The 17828-nt window shown below is 64.7% G+C and carries 15 protein-coding genes; 2 read left to right on the top strand and 13 right to left on the bottom strand.

Annotated features, from left to right (window positions below; genetic code table 11):
* Both CSW57_RS03170 and purL read right to left on the bottom strand, forming a co-directional pair.
* Positions 1-477 (bottom strand): MarR family winged helix-turn-helix transcriptional regulator, encoded by a 477-nt coding sequence (locus CSW57_RS03170; RefSeq protein ID WP_223249008.1) that lies wholly within the window; start codon positions 475-477, stop codon positions 1-3.
* 121 nt (positions 478-598) lie between these two features.
* Positions 599-2878: a phosphoribosylformylglycinamidine synthase subunit PurL gene (gene purL / locus CSW57_RS03165; RefSeq protein WP_099381408.1), complete on the bottom strand. Its 2280-nt coding sequence runs from the start codon at positions 2876-2878 to the stop codon at positions 599-601.
* Positions 2879-3042: 164 nt separating this feature from the next.
* Here purL and eccA point away from each other — a divergent pair, with 164 nt between their 5' ends.
* Entirely contained in the window at positions 3043-4872 is a 1830-nt protein-coding gene (gene eccA, locus CSW57_RS03160; RefSeq protein WP_099381407.1) for a type VII secretion AAA-ATPase EccA, read from the top strand.
* Positions 4873-4892: 20 nt separating this feature from the next.
* Here the strand turns inward: eccA and CSW57_RS03155 are convergent, their stop codons facing one another.
* The 3 genes from CSW57_RS03155 to cysD are packed head-to-tail and all read right to left on the bottom strand — an operon-like array spanning position 4893 to position 8457.
* On the bottom strand, positions 4893-5663 hold the full coding sequence (locus CSW57_RS03155; RefSeq protein WP_099381406.1) for a 3'(2'),5'-bisphosphate nucleotidase CysQ: 771 nt from the start codon (positions 5661-5663) through the stop codon (positions 4893-4895).
* The gene (gene cysC, locus CSW57_RS03150) at positions 5660-7543 is read right to left on the bottom strand and encodes an adenylyl-sulfate kinase (protein ID WP_023957339.1); all 1884 of its coding nucleotides are present in this window, start codon (positions 7541-7543) and stop codon (positions 5660-5662) included. Before cysC ends, CSW57_RS03155 begins: the two co-directional genes overlap by 4 nt.
* On the bottom strand, positions 7543-8457 hold the full coding sequence (gene cysD / locus CSW57_RS03145) for a sulfate adenylyltransferase subunit CysD (RefSeq protein WP_099381405.1): 915 nt from the start codon (positions 8455-8457) through the stop codon (positions 7543-7545). Before cysD ends, cysC begins: the two co-directional genes overlap by 1 nt.
* 74 nt (positions 8458-8531) lie before the next feature.
* Between cysD and CSW57_RS03140 the strand changes: the two genes are divergently transcribed.
* Complete coding sequence (locus CSW57_RS03140; RefSeq protein ID WP_099381404.1) at positions 8532-9410, top strand: IclR family transcriptional regulator; 879 nt, start codon at positions 8532-8534, stop codon at positions 9408-9410.
* Between the two features lie 40 nt (positions 9411-9450).
* Here the strand turns inward: CSW57_RS03140 and CSW57_RS03135 are convergent, their stop codons facing one another.
* From CSW57_RS03135 to hsaA, 8 genes are all read right to left on the bottom strand, one after another.
* Positions 9451-10092 (bottom strand): TetR/AcrR family transcriptional regulator, encoded by a 642-nt coding sequence (locus CSW57_RS03135; RefSeq protein ID WP_099381403.1) that lies wholly within the window; start codon positions 10090-10092, stop codon positions 9451-9453.
* An 8-nt stretch (positions 10093-10100) separates the two neighbouring features.
* A complete protein-coding gene (locus tag CSW57_RS03130; protein WP_099381402.1) occupies positions 10101-11573 on the bottom strand; it encodes an MFS transporter in 1473 nt (490 codons plus the stop codon).
* Between the two features lie 131 nt (positions 11574-11704).
* Positions 11705-12841, bottom strand: a complete 1137-nt coding sequence (locus tag CSW57_RS03125; RefSeq protein ID WP_099381401.1) for a sulfotransferase family protein — start codon at positions 12839-12841, stop codon at positions 11705-11707.
* An 8-nt stretch (positions 12842-12849) separates the two neighbouring features.
* Positions 12850-13647 (bottom strand): SDR family oxidoreductase, encoded by a 798-nt coding sequence (locus CSW57_RS03120; protein ID WP_023957350.1) that lies wholly within the window; start codon positions 13645-13647, stop codon positions 12850-12852.
* Positions 13644-14831, bottom strand: a complete 1188-nt coding sequence (locus tag CSW57_RS03115; protein ID WP_099381400.1) for a hypothetical protein — start codon at positions 14829-14831, stop codon at positions 13644-13646. The genes CSW57_RS03120 and CSW57_RS03115 overlap by 4 nt, the downstream gene beginning before the upstream one ends.
* A gap of 24 nt (positions 14832-14855) precedes the next feature.
* Positions 14856-15428, bottom strand: coding sequence for a 3-hydroxy-9,10-secoandrosta-1,3,5(10)-triene-9,17-dione monooxygenase reductase subunit (gene hsaB / locus CSW57_RS03110; RefSeq protein ID WP_099381399.1), 573 nt, complete (start codon positions 15426-15428; stop codon positions 14856-14858).
* A 1-nt stretch (position 15429) separates the two neighbouring features.
* On the bottom strand, positions 15430-16350 hold the full coding sequence (gene hsaC, locus CSW57_RS03105) for an iron-dependent extradiol dioxygenase HsaC (RefSeq protein ID WP_099381398.1): 921 nt from the start codon (positions 16348-16350) through the stop codon (positions 15430-15432).
* 102 nt (positions 16351-16452) lie between these two features.
* The gene (gene hsaA / locus CSW57_RS03100; RefSeq protein ID WP_099381397.1) at positions 16453-17634 is read right to left on the bottom strand and encodes a 3-hydroxy-9,10-secoandrosta-1,3,5(10)-triene-9,17-dione monooxygenase oxygenase subunit; all 1182 of its coding nucleotides are present in this window, start codon (positions 17632-17634) and stop codon (positions 16453-16455) included.
* Positions 17635-17828: the final 194 nt, after the last annotated feature.

Raw genomic sequence — 17828 nt, 5'->3', positions numbered from 1 at the left:
TCACTCCTTGTCTGATGTGGTGAGAGCACTCGACTCATCGAGCGTCTCCAGTTGTGCGCGCAGCGACCTCAACGCAGGGACAGCGGCTCGGAGGGCTCGCAATTCGTCATCGGTCATGCCCGCCATCGCTCGGGCGAGCACCTCATTGCGCGCCGACTGTAGCTGCGCCATCTCGCGACGCCCGTCGTCGGTGATGCTCACCTGCACGGCCCGTCGGTCATCGGGATCGGGGTCGCGACGCAGCAGCCCGTGACCGACCAGCACGTCGACGGCGGCTGTCACGGTCGGCATCCGCACGCCCTCGCGGCGGGCCAACTCGCCCATCCGCATGGGTCCGTGCTCCGCCAGAGTGGCCAGCGTCGAGCCCTGCGCGGCGGTGTACTCACCGAACGGCGACCGCCGTCGGATAGTCAAGTAGACCCGCGCCATCGTTGGACGAATGGCGTCGGCCAGGTCAATCAGATCGATCTCGAACACTTAGCAAGGGTAATACTTAGGACCTCGAACTATCAAGAGAAACGCCTCCCCAGTCCTCATTTTGGTGGGTTAAGGTGACCGAAACCGCAGGTCGCGGCCGCCAGAACCCACCAAAACCGGGCTAGGCGAAGAGGGCTGGAAGTGTCGCTTCGAACGTCTCGCGCAGTTCGGCGAGAGGAATCGAGAACTGATCCTGGATCTCGACCGAATCGCTGCCCTGATCCACCACGCCGATGCGGGTCCACGGCATCTGCCGAGCGTCGAGCATGCCGGTGAACCGGGTCTCCTCGGTACGCGGCACCGCGACGAGCACGCGGCCCGACGACTCGGAGAACAGCCATTCGAACGGGTCAGCGCCTTCGGGCAGCAAGATCCGGCAACCGGTTTCGCCCGCGAGTGCGCCCTCTACGACGGCCTGCGCAAGGCCACCCTCGGACAGGTCGTGCGCAGCCGACACCAGGCCATCGCGAGATGCCGCAGTGAGGATGTCAGCCAGCAGACGCTCGCGCTCGAGGTCGACAGCGGGCGGCGTGCCACCGAGGTGGTCGTGCACCACCTGCGACCAGATCGACCCGTCGAACTCGTCGTGGGTCTCGCCGAGCAGGATCAACGTCTCCCCCGGCTCGGTACCGAAGCCGGTCGGGGTGCGACGACGCACGTCGTCGATGACACCGAGTACCCCGACGACCGGCGTCGGCAGGATGGGCGTTGCGCCGGTCTGGTTGTAGAAACTCACGTTTCCGCCGGTGACCGGGATACCCAATTGTGCACAGCCGTCAGCCAATCCGCGCACGGCCTGCTGGAACTGCCACATCACGGCCGGATCCTCGGGCGACCCGAAGTTCAGGCAGTTGGTGACGGCCTTCGGGCTCGCGCCGCTGACGGCGACGTTGCGGTAGGCCTCGGCCAACGCGAGCTGCGCGCCGCGATAGGGGTCGAGGTAGGTGTAGCGACCCGACGCGTCGGTGGACAGCGCGATTCCGCGGCCCGACGACTCGTCGATCCGGATCATCCCCGAGTCCGCATGTTCGGCCAGGACAGTGTTGCCCCGGACGTAGCGGTCGTACTGCTCGGTGATGAAGCGGCGGCTGCACAAGGCAGGCGAGGAGATCATCTGCAGCAGGGTCGAGCGCAGTTCGTCGGCGGTTGCCGGACGCGTCAGATCCTTTGTTGTGTTAGCGATCACGTCGTCCTGCCAGTCCGGCCGGGCGAGCGGGCGGTTGTACACCGGACCTTCGTGCGCCACCGTGCGCGGTGGTACGTCGACAACGGTCGCGCCGTGCCAGGTGATCTCGAGGTGCTCACCGTCGGTGACCTCGCCGATGACCGTCGCCAGCACGTCCCACTTGGCGCAGACCTCCATGAACGCGTCGACGTTCTCCGGCGCCACCACGGCACACATGCGTTCCTGCGACTCGCTCGAGAGCACCTCGGCCGGGGTCATCCCGGTGGCCCTCATCGGGACCTTCTCCAGCTCGATGCGCATGCCACCGTCACCGGCAGCAGCCAATTCGGAGGTCGCACAAGACAATCCGGCACCACCGAGGTCTTGGATGCCGATGACGATGCCGGCCTTGTACAGATCCAGGCAGCACTCGATGAGCACCTTCTCGGTGAACGGATCGCCGACCTGCACAGCGGGCAGCTTCTTCGGGCGGCCACCGCCACTGTCGTCGAAGGTTTCCGACGCGAGTACCGACACACCGCCGATCCCGTCGAGACCGGTGCGGGCGCCGAACAGGATGATCTTGTTGCCCGCTCCGGAGGCGAAGGCCAGGTGCAGATCCTCGACCCGCATGACGCCCGCGCAGAGCGCATTCACCAACGGGTTCCCGGCGTACGACGCGTCGAACACCGTCTCACCGCCGATGTTCGGCAGACCCAGGGAGTTGCCGTAGCCGCCGACACCACGCACCACGCCGTCGACCACCCGCCGGGTGTCCGGTGCGTCGGCGGCTCCGAACCGCAGCTGGTCCATGACCGCGATCGGGCGTGCACCCATGGCCATGATGTCGCGGACGATGCCGCCGACCCCGGTGGCCGCGCCCTGGTACGGCTCGACATACGACGGATGGTTGTGCGATTCCACCTTGAAGGTGACCGCCCAGCCGTCACCGATGTCGACCACACCGGCGTTCTCCCCGATACCGGCGAGCATGGAGGACCGCATCTCGTCGGTCGTGGTTTCGCCGAAATACTTCAGATGCACCTTGGATGATTTGTACGAGCAGTGCTCGGACCACATCACCGAATACATGGCCAGTTCGGCGGCGGTCGGTCGGCGGCCCAAGATCTCACGGATCCGCTGATACTCGTCGTCCTTGAGGCCCAGCTCACGGAATGGCTGGGGCTGGTCGGGGGTATCGGCGGCGACGGAAACGGTATCTACGTCTGCACTCACGGTGACAGTCTAGGCGGAGCCCAGCGGGCGGGGTGATCTCGTCCACTCGCGGCGATGTCGGGGCGGTAATGTCTCGGGCAGCGCAGCGGGAGTGGGAACTGTGCGCGGGGGGCCAGACCAGCTGATTCGTCGTTCGGCTGGTCGGTACACAGGGGAAAACGACCATGATCGACACAGGGCAGTCGCGCTCGTCTGCCGCCAAGGCACGCCAGTTGTTCGACTTCGCGGTCCGGTCGTCGGGGATACCGATCGACGGCGAGCAGTATCCGGCCGATCCGGCCAAGGCCGCGCTCGCCTTCACCCGGGCCACCGAGTGGGCGCCCATGATGGCCGACGCGTGGCTGGGGCGGGTGGCGTCCGGGGACAACTCTGCCTCCGTGGTGCTCCAGCTGTACCGCTGCCGGGCGACGATCGGCGCCGAGCAGCGTCGGCTGGGGCTTCCGCCGCGAACGTTGTCCGGCCGCTTCTCCACCGGCCTGTACATCGACTACCCGCTGGCCGACCGGACCGAGGCCATCGTGGCGTACGCGGCCACGCTGATCGCCGGCGCCGACTATCAGGGAGCCGAGGATGCCCTCGACGAGGCGGCCGACGAATGCGCCGGCCGGGGCCGGCCACCGATCGTGGACTACCTACGGGCCAGCCTGCACTTCCGCACCCAGCGCTGGACAGACGTGCTCACCGCACTGGCTCCGTCGACCACGTGGACGGACGAGTACATGAACGCCGGCGCCGACCTGATGGCCGGATCGGCGTGCGTTCAGATGGGCCTGTTCACCGAAGGTGTACGGCGACTCGAAGCCGCGGCGAATGGGCCGATCCCCGCCGCGGCGACGGCGGCGATGTTCACCCACGGGCTGGCCCTGCGCGAACAGGGCATGGAGGCGCCGGCTCGCGAACGGTTCGAGGCCGTGTATTCCCGTGACCCCTCGTTCGCGGCCAACTCCAAGGCCCTCTCGGATCAGCGTTTTCGGTTGGTGATCACCACCGCCGAGATGATCGACTCTCGTAGCGACCGCTGGGACCCGGCCACTGCAGCAGAGACGGCCGCGGCCACGACGTCTGCTCCGGACGACTCCGAGGGAAGTCTGCTCGCGGCGGCACAGGCCGAACTCGCCGAGCAGATCGGCCTCGAATCGGTCAAGAGCCAGGTGACCAAGCTGCAGTCGGCAGCCACCCTGGCGAAGATCCGCTCGGACAAGGGTCTCGCGACCGGCCCACGCAGTCTGCACCTGGCATTCACCGGTCCACCCGGCACCGGCAAAACCACCATCTCGCGCATCGTCGCCAAGATCTATTGCGGGCTCGGTCTCATCAAAACCGATGCAGTGGTGCAGGTCTCACGTCGTGACCTGGTGGGCGAACACCTCGGTAGCACGGCCATCAAGACATCGGAGGTGATCGATCGTGCGATGGACGGGGTGCTGTTCATCGATGAGGCCTACACGCTGGTGCAGAGTGGCCTCTCCGGCGGCGACGCGTTCGGTCGCGAAGCCGTCGACACCTTGCTCGCGCGGATGGAAGACGACCGCGACCGGCTGGTGGTGATCATCGCAGGCTATGACGCAGAGATCGACCGGCTACTCGCCGCGAACGAGGGAATGTCGTCACGATTCTCCAAGCGCATCAGATTCGACTCCTACAGTCCCACCGAACTCGCCCAGATCGCAGATCTACTTGCCCGCAAACGTGATTCGTTGTTGTCAGCGGAAGCGCTCCGTGAGCTCGAGATGGCGTGCGCTCCCCTGTGTCATCAGGTCGAGCTCGACGAGTTCGGCCGTGAGCGTCGCATGATCGACCTCGCGGGCAACGGGCGCTTCGTCCGCAACGTGGTCGAGAGCGCCGAGGAAGAACGCGAACACCGTCTGACAAGCGGCACCATCGAACTGGCCGACCTCGACGACGACGCACTCATGCGCATCGAGGCCTCGGACATGCAGGCCGCATTGGCCGGTGTGCTCGGCGGATTGCGGGGCGGACCAGGTCGGGTCTGATAGGCCGGCCCCGCGAACCCTCAGCCGGCAGCTCGGGTCACGTTCAGGATCGACTCGGCGAGTTCAGGCCTGCAGATGACAAGATCGGGTAGATAGACGTCGCGCTGGTTGTACTCCAGCGACAGCCCGTCGATTCGACTGCACCACAACCCTTGTGACTTCGCCACAGCCACCGGCGCGGCCGAGTCCCACTCGTACTGTCCACCGGCGTGCACATACGCGTCGGCTTCACCCCGAACCACTGCCATCGCCTTGGCGCCTGCCGATCCCATCGGGAGCAGCTCACCACCGATGGCCGTGGCGACCGACTCGGCGAAAGCCGGAGGCCGTGAGCCGCTGATGACCACCCGCGGCTTGTCGCCCCGCGGTGTTCTCGCCAGACCGGTGGTGGGTGGGACCGGCGTCCCATCGTTGACGTAGGTGACGCCGAGCCCCGGCAGCGAGACCGCGCCGACCGTCAGCCCCAACCCCTTTTCCCACAGTGCAACGTGCACAGCCCAATCGGTGTGGTCGTCCAGACCGTATTCTTTCGTGCCGTCCACGGGGTCCACGATCCACACGCGGTCGGCGTCGAGCCGGGACAGATCGTCGGCCGATTCCTCGGACAACACAGAGTCGCCCGGCCGTTCGCGTGCGAGCGCTTCGAGCAGGAACTCGTTCGAGCGCAGATCACCGGCCTTGCCGAGTTCTTTGCCGTTCAGGGATGGGTCTGATCGGAGTTCGACCAGCAGACTCCCGGCCTCGGTGGCAAGACGACCGGCGAGCTCTGCATCGGATGAGGTCACAGTCACACGCCCAGGTTACGGCGAATGGCCTCCGCGACGTCGGCAGGCGCACCGTCACCGGGGGTGATCACGACGTCGGCCGCTTCCGGTCGCTCGTAGGGCGAACTGATGCCCGTGAAGTGCGCGACCTCGCCGCGACGTGCCTTCGCGTACAGCCCCTTCGGGTCGCGTTCCTCGCACACCTCGAGCGGCGTGTCGACGAACACCTCGAAGAAGGGCAGGCCGCGCTCGGCATGGACTTCCCGAGCCCGCTCGCGTTCGGCGGCGAAGGGGCTGATCAGCGAAACGATCGCAACCGCACCCGAGTCCGCGAAGAGTGCTGCGACCTCGGCGGTGCGCCGGATGTTCTCCCGGCGATCGTCGTCTCCGAACCCGAGATCGGAGTTCAGCCCATGGCGGAGGTTGTCACCGTCCATCAGGTAAGCCGGACGGCCTTCGGCCACCATCGATCGTTCCAGTTCCGATGCGATCGACGACTTGCCGGAACCGGACAGTCCGGTCAACCAGATGGTCGCCCCACGATGGGAGCGCTGCTCCCTGGTCACCGACGAGCTGTGCCAGACCACGTGGGAGTCATTGCTGACCGGCCCGTTGATCATCCCGGCGCCGACGGTCTTGTTCGTCGCCTCGTCCATCAAGATGAAGCTACCCGTGAAGCGATGCTGGCGGTACGAGTCGAACATCATGGGTTGCTGGGTGCGAAGACGGACGCGCCCGATCTCGTTGAGCCGCAACTCCTGTGGCCCCTCTTCACGATGGAGGGAGTTGACGTCGAGCCGATAGGTGAGGTCGCCGATCACCGCCTTCGACTCGCGGGTCGAGCTCTGGATGGTGTAGCGGTTGCCCGGCTTCAACTCGGTGTCCTCGGAGAACCAGCACACCATCGCATCGATGTCACGGCCGACGTACGGTCGATTGTTGGGACGGGCGAGCATCTCTCCGCGGGTGATGTCGATCTCGTCGGCGAGCGAGACGGACACGGCCATCGGCGCGAATGCCTCGTCGAGCTTGCTGCCGCCGGGTCCCCATATTTCGGCCACGGTGGTGCTGAACCCGCTGGGCAGCACCACCACTTCGTCGCCGGGCTTGAACGTTCCGCTGGCGATGGTTCCTGCGTAGCTGCGATGGTCCGATCCGTCACTGACCTGGGGGCGGATCACATACTGCACCGGCAACCGGGCGTCGATGAAGTTGCGGTCCGAGGCGATGTGGACGTCCTCGAGGTGTCCGAGCAGCGAGGTACCCCGGTACCAGGGCATGTGCACCGACGGGTCGACCACGTTGTCGCCGAGCAGCGCCGACACCGGGATGAAGCTGAGGTCGGTCACGTTGAGTTTGCTGGCAAATGCGCTGAACTCGTCCTTGATCTCGGTGAATCGTTCTTCCGACCAATCCACCAGGTCCATCTTGTTCACGCACAAGACGATGTGCGCGATGCCGAGCAACGACGACAGGAAGGCGTGCCTGCGGGTCTGCTCGAGCACACCTTTGCGGGCGTCGATGAGAACGAGTGCCACGTCGGCGGTGGATGCCCCGGTCACCATGTTGCGGGTGTACTGCACATGCCCGGGGGTGTCGGCGATGATGAACTTGCGCTTGGGTGTTGCGAAGTACCGGTACGCCACGTCGATGGTGATGCCCTGCTCGCGCTCTGCGCGAAGGCCATCGGTCAGCAGCGCGAGGTTGGCGTATTCGTCGCCGCGTTCGGAGCTGGTGCGCTCGATCGATTCCATCTGGTCGGTGAAGATGCTCTTCGAGTCGTACAGCAGCCGACCGATCAGTGTGGACTTGCCGTCGTCGACGCTTCCGGCAGTTGCCAACCGCAGCAACTCTTTCCGTCCGCGCCGCACGGGCTCGCCGATGATCAGTTCCTGGTCGACGGTCATCAGAAGTATCCTTCTTTCTTGCGATCTTCCATGCCGGACTCCGAGATTCGGTCGTCGGCTCGGGTTGCACCGCGTTCGGTGAGTCTGGTGGCGGCCACTTCATCGATGACCTGCTCGACAGTGACGGCGTCACTGAGCACGCATCCGGTGCACGTCGCGTCGCCGACCGTCCGGAACCGCACCTGCTCGGTGTGCACCGTCTCGCCCGGCGCGAGTTCCACGTACGGCGTCTTGGCCAGCAGCATCCCGTCCCGGGGCACCACTTCGCGCCGATGGGCGTAGTAGATGCTCGGCAGCTCTATCTCTTCGGCGGCGATGTACTGCCAGATGTCGAGCTCGGTCCAGTTGCTCAGGGGGAACACCCGGATGTGCTCCCCTTTGTTGTGGCGGCCGTTGTAGAGGTTCCACAATTCGGGTCGTTGCGCTCGTGGATCCCACGCGCCGAACTCGTCTCGGAAGCTGAAGACCCGCTCCTTGGCGCGTGCCTTCTCCTCGTCGCGTCGCGCGCCACCGAAGACCGCGTCAAAATTGTTCTCCCGGATCCCGCGTAGCAGCGATGTGGTCTGCAGCCGGTTACGACTGGCACCGGGGCCGGTCTGCTCCACCACCCGACCGGCGTCGATGTCGTCCTGCACACTCGAAACCACCAGTCGGACACCGGTTTTGTCGACAACCCGATCCCGGTAGTCGATGACCTCGTCGAAATTGTGTCCGGTGTCCACATGCATGAGCGGGAAGGGAACGGGCGCAGGCCAGAACGCCTTGCGTGCCACGTGGAACATCACCACCGAGTCCTTGCCGCCGGAAAACAACAGCACCGGCCGCTGCGCCGTCGCGGCGACCTCTCGAAAGATGTAGACCGATTCCGCCTCGAGCGCGGCCAGATGGGTGAGCTCGTACCCCGTTGTCAGCACCGTGAGAATCCTCTCGCGTCGTTCGCCTCGCCAGGACTTGACCTGTCGAGTATCCGACACTAGTGTTTGAAAATATGACAGTGACGGTAGGCGACAGCATGCCTGTGGGTCAACCCTCGCCACCCACGCAGCGTGTGGTCCGGGTGATCGAATTGCTGGCCGAACAGACCGGCGGCCGCCTGACACTGGCGGAAATAGTCCGTCGCACAGGGTTTTCCAGAGCCACCGCCCACGCGGTGCTGACGCAACTCACCATCGACGGGTGGGTTTCGCGAGAAGACGGCCAGTTCGCGATCGGTGCCGGCTTCGTCGCCCTGGCGCGGCAGGCCGAACGTGGCTATCCGTTGCGGCGTTTGGCAGCTCCGATGATCCACGAACTCGCCGTGGACCTCGACATGCCGGCGTTCCTCGCCGAACGCGTGGGTGAACAGATCACTGTCACAGAACTCGTCGGGGTGCCTGACATGCAGTGGATCAGACCCGGCCGGCGCATCGCGCTACGCCCACCCGTGTGCCGAGAGTTCGTCGCGTGGGCTCCTGAAGCCGAACGGCAGCGGTGGATCGACTCGGCACCGCCGGGTGCCCGCGACCGACTTCACGACGTGCTGGAAGTGATCTGCGACCGCGGGTACGCGGTGGAGCGCCTCACCGGTGACCATGCCGAGATGATCGACGCGCTTGCGTCACTGCGAGATTCACCGGTCTCGGACACGGTGCGCTCACGGGTGGCGGGGTTGCTGGCCGAACTGACCACCATCGACTATCTGCCGGAGGAATCCGTGGGAGTTGTCGCGGTGGTCACGATCGGCGCCCCGGTCATCGATTCCGAGGGCACTGTCATCGCGTCGATCGTCGTGTGCCCCAACCGCGAGATGAGTGCGGACGAGATGGCGCACCTGGGCACGTCCGTGGCGGTTGCCGCTGATCGCGTCGCCCACGCGCTCGCACGCTGAATGCATCTGACGCGGCCCTCGGCGCACATGACGGGCCCGTTCAGCCGGCGAGCATCCGTTTCTTCGCCAACGCCACCTCACGCTCGCCGACCGGAGCCTCTGAGAGCTCCTCGGACCCTGACCGCAGTCCGGCGATCACCATCGAGAGATGCCGCCGCCATGCCGTGTCACTGACACCCCGCGTGGTCTCGACGACGCCCCTGACCCCCCAGAAGACGAGGTCGAGGTCGGTGACGGTGACGTCGGGACGAATCCGTCCGGCATCTTGAGCAACGGCCAGCAGCTCGGTCAGGATCGTGCGGAACTCGTCCCTGAGCAACGCCGTGTGCTCGTCGTTCCACATCCGCGACACACAGCCGCGGTGCGATGCCTGGATGGCACCGGTGCCGAAGAGCAATCGTTCCAGACCAGAACCGTCGGTCACCTCACGCGCGGCCCTGGCCATCGCCACCAGATCGACGAGCAACTGCCGTACGAGTTCGCTGATCAAGGCGTCCTTGGTGGCAAATCTCCGGTACAGCGTGCCCATCCCGACGCCGGCCACCCGGGCGATCTCCTCGACCCCGGCATCGAGCCCGCGCTCACTGAACACCGTCGCCGCCGCGTCCAGTAGTCGTCGCCGATTCTCCGCAGCGTCACGCCGCAGCACTTTCCCACCGTCTGCAGTGGCCTGCACACCCATGGCCGACCTCATTCCGACTTGTCACCGGAGAGGGTACCGCCGGCAACCATCGCGAGTTCGGCGTGTGCGAGGTCTGCGGTCGCGTCCAACGCCGCCCCTCCACGTTTGACCGACGGGATGAACAGTGTGGCAACAGCTCCCAGGCACACGGCGACCCCCAGCATGATGAAGCCGTGGGTGTAGCCCGATTCCTTGGGCAGTCCCGACGGTGTGGCGCCCGCGGTGACCACAGTCCCCATGAATGCTGCGCCCAGCGAACCGCCGATGGTCCTGATGTTGGCGTTCATGCCGCTCGCGACTCCGGTTTGATGGGGTGGCACCGCCGCGACGACGACGTTTGCCATGGCGGAGAACGCAAGTCCCATACCGATACCCGACAGACACATGGCGGCGAAGATGTCCGTTTCGCTGGAGTGACGGAAGGCGACGAGGAAATATCCGGCGGCGCTGACGAGGGTCCCCACCGTCAACAGATTCTTCGAGCCGAAGCGAGCAGACAGGCGCCCGGCGCCGAGCCCGAGGATGAACATCAAGACCGAATTGGGCAGCATCATCAAGCCCGACTCGCTGACCGATGCCCCGAATCCGTAGCCCGCGGATGTCGGGGTCTGCACGAACTGCGGGAGAAACCCGAAACCGGCGTACATCCCGATGCCCATCATCAGCGCAACCAGATTCGCGGCCCAGACGGTGCGCATCCGCATCATCTTCATGTCGATGAGCGGGTTCGCCGATCGCGCTTCGGCAACGATCCACACCACCAAGAAAAATGTTGCGGTCACGAGCAATCCGACAACTTCGAGCGATCTCCAGCCCCACTTGGGAGCCTGGCTGACACCGAGCAGCAGAGCCACCAGCCATGCTGACAGCAACAACGCGGTGACCCAGTTGACCCTGCCCCGTGCCCGGCCCTTCGACTCCGGGATGAAGACGTAGGCTGCCACACCCGCGATGGTGGTCATGATCAGCGGAATCCAGAACAGCCAGTGATAGGTGAGTACATCGACGATCGGCCCGGCCAACACCACACCCAGGCCGGCGCCCAGCGATGTCAGTGCCGCGACCATCCCGACGGCGCCGGGCACCTTCTTCTCGGGAAATTCGTCACGGATGATCCCGAAGGCCAAGGGCAGGACGCCGCCACCGACACCCTGGATCACACGTGCGACCACCATCACCGACAGCGACGCCGCCAGCGCAGCCAGCAACGAGCCGATTCCCAGCGCGGCCAGCGCAACCACGAACAGCAGCTTCTTGCCGTACATGTCCCCGAGGCGACCCATGATGGGCGTGAACACCGACGCAGAGAGGAGGTAGGCGGTGAGCACCCAGGTCACGTCGGTCTGCGTCGTCCCGAGGGACACCTGGATCGTCGGCAGTACCGGTATCACCAGGGACTGCAGCAACGCGAACGCGGCCACGCCCACGGTGATCACGGTGAACGTGACCCGATGGTGCGTCCGCTTGGGTGCGATGTCCATACAGCTCCTGAGCTCGAACCGGAGAGACCACTCCGCATGCTGCTCTGAAGCTAGCACCACAAGCGGAGTCAAGACTCCGGATATCCACTCAGCGAGACACCGTCACCCGTCCACGACGGGCGGCTGTCCGGTCAGTCGAAGGCCTCGTTCACCTCGGCCTCGGTGAGGCCGTAGTCCTCCAAGGAGTACTTGTGGACGGGTTTGCGGTCGCCCGACTTGCTCTCCTCATCGAGGGCTCGCATCGCCGACGCCGCATCATCGGTGAGGTCGAGTCCGAACGTGCGATAGATCGTTTCGATCGTGCCCATGGGATCGGTGCGGAAGTCGCGGAAGTCGATGTCGATGAACTGATCCGGGTTGTACTTGGACCGTGCCGCATTGAATGCGTGCAGCCCTCGCGACCACAACTCGAGTTGCGTCTTGCCGATCAGTTCACCCGTGAACACGGTCGACCATCCCTCGCCCGCATGCTCGGCAAGACTGCACATCGACGGGATGATCGTGGCGGGTGGCCGGTGGGTCTGGATGATCAACGCGTCCGGGTAGACGGCCATCAATTCATCGAGCGCGAACAGATGACTGGGGTTCTTCAGCACCCAGCGACGCTCTGGCTGATTCAGCCCGATCAACTGGAGGTTCTTCTTGTGCCGCGTGTAGGCGTTGGTCCAGTCCTGCTTCTGCAGCCACTGGGAGTAGGTCGGCAGGTACGACAAGGATTCGTAGGAAATCGACTTCATGGTCTGGCGCAGGAGCTGCCAGCACTCTTCGACGTCGGAGGCACTCATGTAGTGCAGACCCATGAATTCCGGATTCTCCACGTGGTGCTGTTCGAGTCCGGCCTGGATCTGCTGGAAGACCGGATTCGCCTCCCAGGTGTCACGCGGAGGCCGGGGCTGCGGGAACTCGGCAAGCCACATCTCCAGACCCTGATGGCCCGGATCGGCGGTGAGCAGCCGGTGCAGGGCGGTGGTTCCGGTACGGGGCAACCCGGTGACGAATATGGGGCGCTCCACCGGCGCGGAGACATACTCGGGATTGGCTTTCCACGATGCCTCGCTGAGCAATCGGGCGACCAGCGCACCCCGTAGAAAGAAGCGGTTCATCTTGCTGCCGAGCTCGGTGAGTCCCGCATCGCGCTCGTACGACTCCAGCAGGACACCAAGAGCCTCGGTGTAGTCATCCTGACCGAAGTCGTCGAGTCCACACGCCTTCGTCGCCGACGCATGCAGATCCTCGACCGTGCCCACATTCGTTCTCGGAATGGTCATCTCGCTCCTCAGGTGTGGTACTCGCCGCAATTGACGTCCAGCGTCTGGCCGGTGATGGCGCTGGCCCAATCCGAGGCGAGGAACACCACCGCCCGAGCGATCTCATCGGGCTCGGGCAGACGTTTGAGGTCGGACTTGGACGCGGTCTGTTCGTAGACGGCCTCCGGCGTGATGTCGTACTTCTTGGCGACCTCACCGAAGTACCACTTCAGCTGGTCGTCCCAGATGTAACCGGGTAGCACGCTGTTGACACGAACGCCCTTGTCGCCCAACTCTGTGGCGAGTGTCTGCGACATGGCGAGCAGGGCCGCCTTGGCGAGTTTGTAGCTGCCGTACCGCGGCTCCGAGTGCCGCAGGACCATGGAATTGATCATCACCACAGAACCGGACACCTTGGCCAATTCGTCGGTGAAGGCCTTGGTCATGCGCAGGCCGCCGAGGACCGTGAGGTCCAGGCTCGACCGGATGTGGTCGAAGTCGGTGCGTGCCAACGACTTCATCGAAGGCAGCGAGAAGGCGTTGTTCACCAGTACGTCGACACGGCCGTACTCGGCAACCGTTGCCGCGACGAGGGAATCGACAGCCGCATCATCGGTGATGTCGGTGGGGACCTGCAGCGCGACGCCGCCGGCGGCATCGATCTCCTTGGCCACCTCGGCGAGCCGGCTCTCGGTCCGGGCCGCGAGCACCACCTTGGCGCCGGCAGCTGCGGCTTGCACGCTGATCGAACGGCCGAGACCCGGCCCCACTCCCCCGACCACTACGACCTTGCCCTCGAGCAGGCCGGTGGACACGGTGGCGGTCATCCCAGCATCCTCTGCGCGAACCCGCGCTGGCGTGCGGCTATCCGGTCACGCCAGCCTGGCTCGTCGATGGTGTTGGACTCGAAGTGCGGCAGGTGGTCGGGCACGTCGGCCACGTTGACGATCGCGACGGTGGGCCCATCGGACTCGGTCAGCTCGCGGTCGACCCGCTGCCACCGGAACTGTGCAATACCCCGCTGTTTTCCGGTTGTCTCGATCCAGTTGGCGATGCCCGGATTCTGCCTGCTGACCACCAGGCGGATCATCCCATCCGGATCCACCTGCGCCTGAGCAGAATTGAGGCTCGTCTGGTGATTGACGTAATCCAGCGAGATGTACCACATACTGCCCAGCTGGAAACCCTGGTACGGCGCATCGGATTTCGGCACCGTGATCACCATCGCCTCGTCATCGGCGAGGTCGTAGTGACCCACCGATGAGTACTGCGTGCTCAGCCCACCGGGCGTCAGACGAGGCGCGGTCAAGGTGTTCACCGGCAGGTCCAGGTAGAACCACTTCGGAAAGTTGAACCAGGTGTTGATCCGCGACAGCAACATCTTGCCTGCCACCTGGTAGCGGCGGGTGATCTGCGCGAGGTCGGGCTCCACCGGCGCGCTGCCCACTGTGTCGACCCGCTCGATCCGGATCTGTCCCTTTTCCTGCATCCAGTCGCTGTACACCTCGCGCACCGCGAGCATCGACGACCCTTCGCCGAGAACGAAGTAGTTGGGCCCCGGGTCGGCCTTGGGTGGTCCGAAGCGGAGCGTGTAGGTCCCGTCCGCTTCGATCGTCAGTCGACGGTCGTCGAAGGCGTCGTCGCCACCCGGAACGTCGGTGGCGGTGTAGTCACCCTTGAGAACCTGAAAGCTGAGATCTGCTGTGTTGCCGCGCTTTCCGGTGATCAGATACTCCGCGTCGGCCTGCACGTTGGCGTGGTAGTACAGCGTGTCGGGATTGTCCAGCCCCATCTTCGTGTAGGGGCCCGTGGACGTGACGAAGAACGGGTGGGTCTTGCCATACGCCCATGCCATCTGCAGGCTCGCGCGGATGCTGCCGCCGAGGTAGTCGTATCCCTCGGCCAGATCCTGCTCGTTGCGAATGAAATCTGCAGAGGCGATCAGCTTCTCGGCGTCGGCGATGGCCGCGGCGAAAGGGGCGGTCACATCGTTCGTGACGGTTGTTGTCATCTCACTCCCTTGTGATGGCCGGAACTACAGCCAGGTGTCCCCGCCGGTCCAGGTGAGGAAGTTCTCGAGCTCCGCCTGGGCCGGAGTGACCCGCGGATGTTCGGTGGACAGATAACCACCACGGTAGAACAGCAAAGGCTTGTCTTGCAGCACTTCTCCCAAAGTCTGCACCCGGCCTATCGCGATGAAATGGTCGCCGCCGTCATCGACGCGCTCCAGCGTGCAATCCACCCATGACAATGAGTGCCGGATGACGGGCAGGCCGAGAGGCGATGGATCCCAGTCGATCCCGGCGAACTTGTCATCACCCGGTGCGCCGAATGCGGCGCTGACGTCCTGTTGGTTGGTCGACAACACGTTGACGCAGAACTTTCCGCTCTGCTCGATGACCTTCCAGCTGCGGGAGGTCTTCATCGGGCAGAACAGCACCAGTGGCGGATCGAGCGACAGCGCCGCAAACGACTGGCAGGCGAACCCCACTGGGACGTCATCGGTGGCCATCGTGGTGATCACGGTGACCCCGGTGCAGAACTGACCCATGGCCGTCCGGAACTGCCGCGGGTCGAAATCATCTGAACCGCGTGGATGAGGGGACATGTCAGGCGTTCTTGAATCCGATGGAGAAGTCGTGCCCCCAGAGACTGACCGCCGTGCTCTCGCGAGCCACCCAGTCGGTGTCGTCGACTTGCCTGCCCTCGCACCCGAATTCGACGTCGAATCCGCCGGGCGTCTTCATGTAGAACGAGTACATCAGGTCGTTGACGTGGCGGCCCAGCGTGGCCGACATCGGGACCTTCTTGCGCAACGCCCGGTCGTGGGCGAGGCCCACGTCATCGGTGTTCTCCACCTCGATCATCAGGTGGACGATGCCGGTGTCGTTCGGGATCGGCAGGAACGCCAGGCTGTGGTGGCGTGGGTTGCAGCCGAAGAACCGAAGCCATGGCGGCTCGTCGCCCTGTTCCCGCCCGACCAGTTCCGGCGGCAGCCGCATCGAGTCGCGCAGACGGAAACCGAGCACATCGCGGTAGAAGTGCAGCGAGGCTGCGTCGTCGTCGGTGGTGAGCACCACGTGTCCCAAACCCTGCTCGCCAGTCACGAACTTGTGGCCATAGGGGCTCACCACCCGGCGATGTTGCAGTGCCACACCATGGAACGCCTCGAGAACGTTGCCGCTCGGATCCTCGAAGACCACCATCTCCACGACCTGACGGTCGGCCAGTTCTTCGTCCTTGCCTTCGCGGAAGACCACACCGGCTGCCGACAATCGATCTCGGACTTCCTGCAGTGCAGCGGCGTTGGCACATTCCCAGCCGGACGACACCAGGCGGTCGTGCTCTCCTGGCGTGATCACGAGACGTGCGGGAAAGTCGTCCATGCGCAGGTACAGGGCGCCGTCGGTGGGGCCACTGCCCTCGGGCATACCCAGCACCTTGAGACCGTAGTCACGCCAGGCCGGCATGTCGGTGGCCTCGATACGCATGTAACCGAGTGAACGGATCGGGCCAAGGGTTTCGGTCATCGTCGATCTGCTCCTTTGCGAGATGTAGGGGTGAACTCAGACCATCGTGTCCGCGTCTGATCGCTTGCGGGTCAGGCTTTCGGTGTCCTGACCGCTTGCGGGTCAGACCATGGTGTCACCGATGGGGATCCCAAATTCGCCGTTGCCGTAGGCGACGTAGGCCCGTTCGGCATCGTTGGCCGCGTGGACACGGCCGGCATGTGCGTCACGCCAGAACCGCTGGATGGGTGTGTCGTTGTCGAGGGCGTGGGCGCCGGAATTCTCGAAGAGCCGGTCGATCGACGCGATGGCCCGGCCGGTCGCGCGGACCTGATCGCGACGGGCCTTCAGCCGGAGTTCCATCGGGACTTCCTGTCCCGCGAGCAGCAGATCGTATTCGGCCTGGAGGTTACCCGAGAGCTGAGTCCACGCCGCGTCGATGTCGCTGGCCGCCTCGGCGATGCGAACCTTGGCGAACGGGTCGTCCTTCGCCTTCTCACCGGCGTAGGCGGCGCGGACGCGCTTACCCTGGTGTTCGACGTGCGCGGCGTAGGCGCCGTAGGCCATTCCCACGATCGGCGCCGAGATGGTGCTCGGATGGATTGTGCCCCAGGGCATCTTGTAGACCGGCGCGGTGTTCTTCTCCAGGCCCGGAGCCTCGCCGGTACTCATCGCCCGGAAGCTGAGCATCCGGTGGCTCGGTACGAACACGTCCTTGACGTCGATGGTGTTGGACCCGGTGCCCTTGAGCCCGACCACGTTCCACACGTCGCGGATGGCGTAGTCCTCGCGCGGGATCAGGAAGCTCACGAAGTCGACAGGCTTTCCGTTCTTGATCACCGGTCCGCCGAGGACAACCCAGCTCGCGTGCCCTGAACCCGAGGACCATGCCCACGAACCGTTGACCTTGTAGCCGCCTTCGACTACTTCACCCATACCCATCGGGGCGTAGGACGAGGAGATACGGACCGAGGTGTCCGTGCCCCATACGTCCTCCTGCGCCTGCTGCGGGAAGAGAGCCAGGTGCCAGTTGTGGATGCCGATGATGCCCGAGACCCATCCGGTGGAGCCACACGCCGAGCCGATCCGACGCACCGCCTCGTAGAACGTCACCGGGTCGACCTGGTAACCGCCCCACTGCTCGGGCTGCATGAGCTTGAAGAACCCGATGTCCTCGAGCGACGCGATCGTCTCGTCGGGAATCTGACGCAGATCCTCTGCTTCCTGTGCCCGCTGTTCGATCTCGGGCAGCAGTGCGCTGATCTTGTCCAGTACCTGCGCGCCCTCTTGGCTGCGGTCGCTCATCGCGCGATTCCTAACTCTCGTTCCACAAAGTCTTCTCCGGCAAGACTAGAACACGTTCTCATTTATGTCGAGTACTGCAGGTTTACCCCGATTCATGCCGTTTTGATCACTTCCCTGGCGAGTACCTGGCAAGTTTTGTAACATGTTCTAGTAAGCGGGAACGCTTAAACCACGCGGCCCGGCACATGCCGACC

It is taken from the genome of Williamsia muralis, from assembly GCF_002735905.1.
GTDB classification, from domain to species: Bacteria; Actinomycetota; Actinomycetes; order Mycobacteriales; family Mycobacteriaceae; genus Williamsia; species Williamsia muralis_A.
The sequence above is the reverse complement of the archived record's forward strand: the minus strand, read 5'-3'. Positions and strand labels throughout refer to the sequence as shown.

Coding starts and splice junctions, on each gene's coding strand:
- CSW57_RS03120 (WP_023957350.1), bottom strand. CDS start 13,647: ATGACCGCCACCGTGTCCACCGGCCTGCTCGAGGGCAAGGTCGTAGTG.
- CSW57_RS03115 (WP_099381400.1), bottom strand. CDS start 14,831: ATGACAACAACCGTCACGAACGATGTGACCGCCCCTTTCGCCGCGGCC.
- CSW57_RS03125 (WP_099381401.1), bottom strand. CDS start 12,841: ATGACCATTCCGAGAACGAATGTGGGCACGGTCGAGGATCTGCATGCG.
- eccA (WP_099381407.1), top strand. CDS start 3,043: ATGATCGACACAGGGCAGTCGCGCTCGTCTGCCGCCAAGGCACGCCAG.
- CSW57_RS03135 (WP_099381403.1), bottom strand. CDS start 10,092: ATGGGTGTGCAGGCCACTGCAGACGGTGGGAAAGTGCTGCGGCGTGAC.
- CSW57_RS03130 (WP_099381402.1), bottom strand. CDS start 11,573: ATGGACATCGCACCCAAGCGGACGCACCATCGGGTCACGTTCACCGTG.
- hsaC (WP_099381398.1), bottom strand. CDS start 16,350: ATGACCGAAACCCTTGGCCCGATCCGTTCACTCGGTTACATGCGTATC.
- cysC (WP_023957339.1), bottom strand. CDS start 7,543: ATGACCGTCGACCAGGAACTGATCATCGGCGAGCCCGTGCGGCGCGGA.
- hsaA (WP_099381397.1), bottom strand. CDS start 17,634: ATGAGCGACCGCAGCCAAGAGGGCGCGCAGGTACTGGACAAGATCAGC.
- CSW57_RS03140 (WP_099381404.1), top strand. CDS start 8,532: ATGACAGTGACGGTAGGCGACAGCATGCCTGTGGGTCAACCCTCGCCA.
- hsaB (WP_099381399.1), bottom strand. CDS start 15,428: ATGTCCCCTCATCCACGCGGTTCAGATGATTTCGACCCGCGGCAGTTC.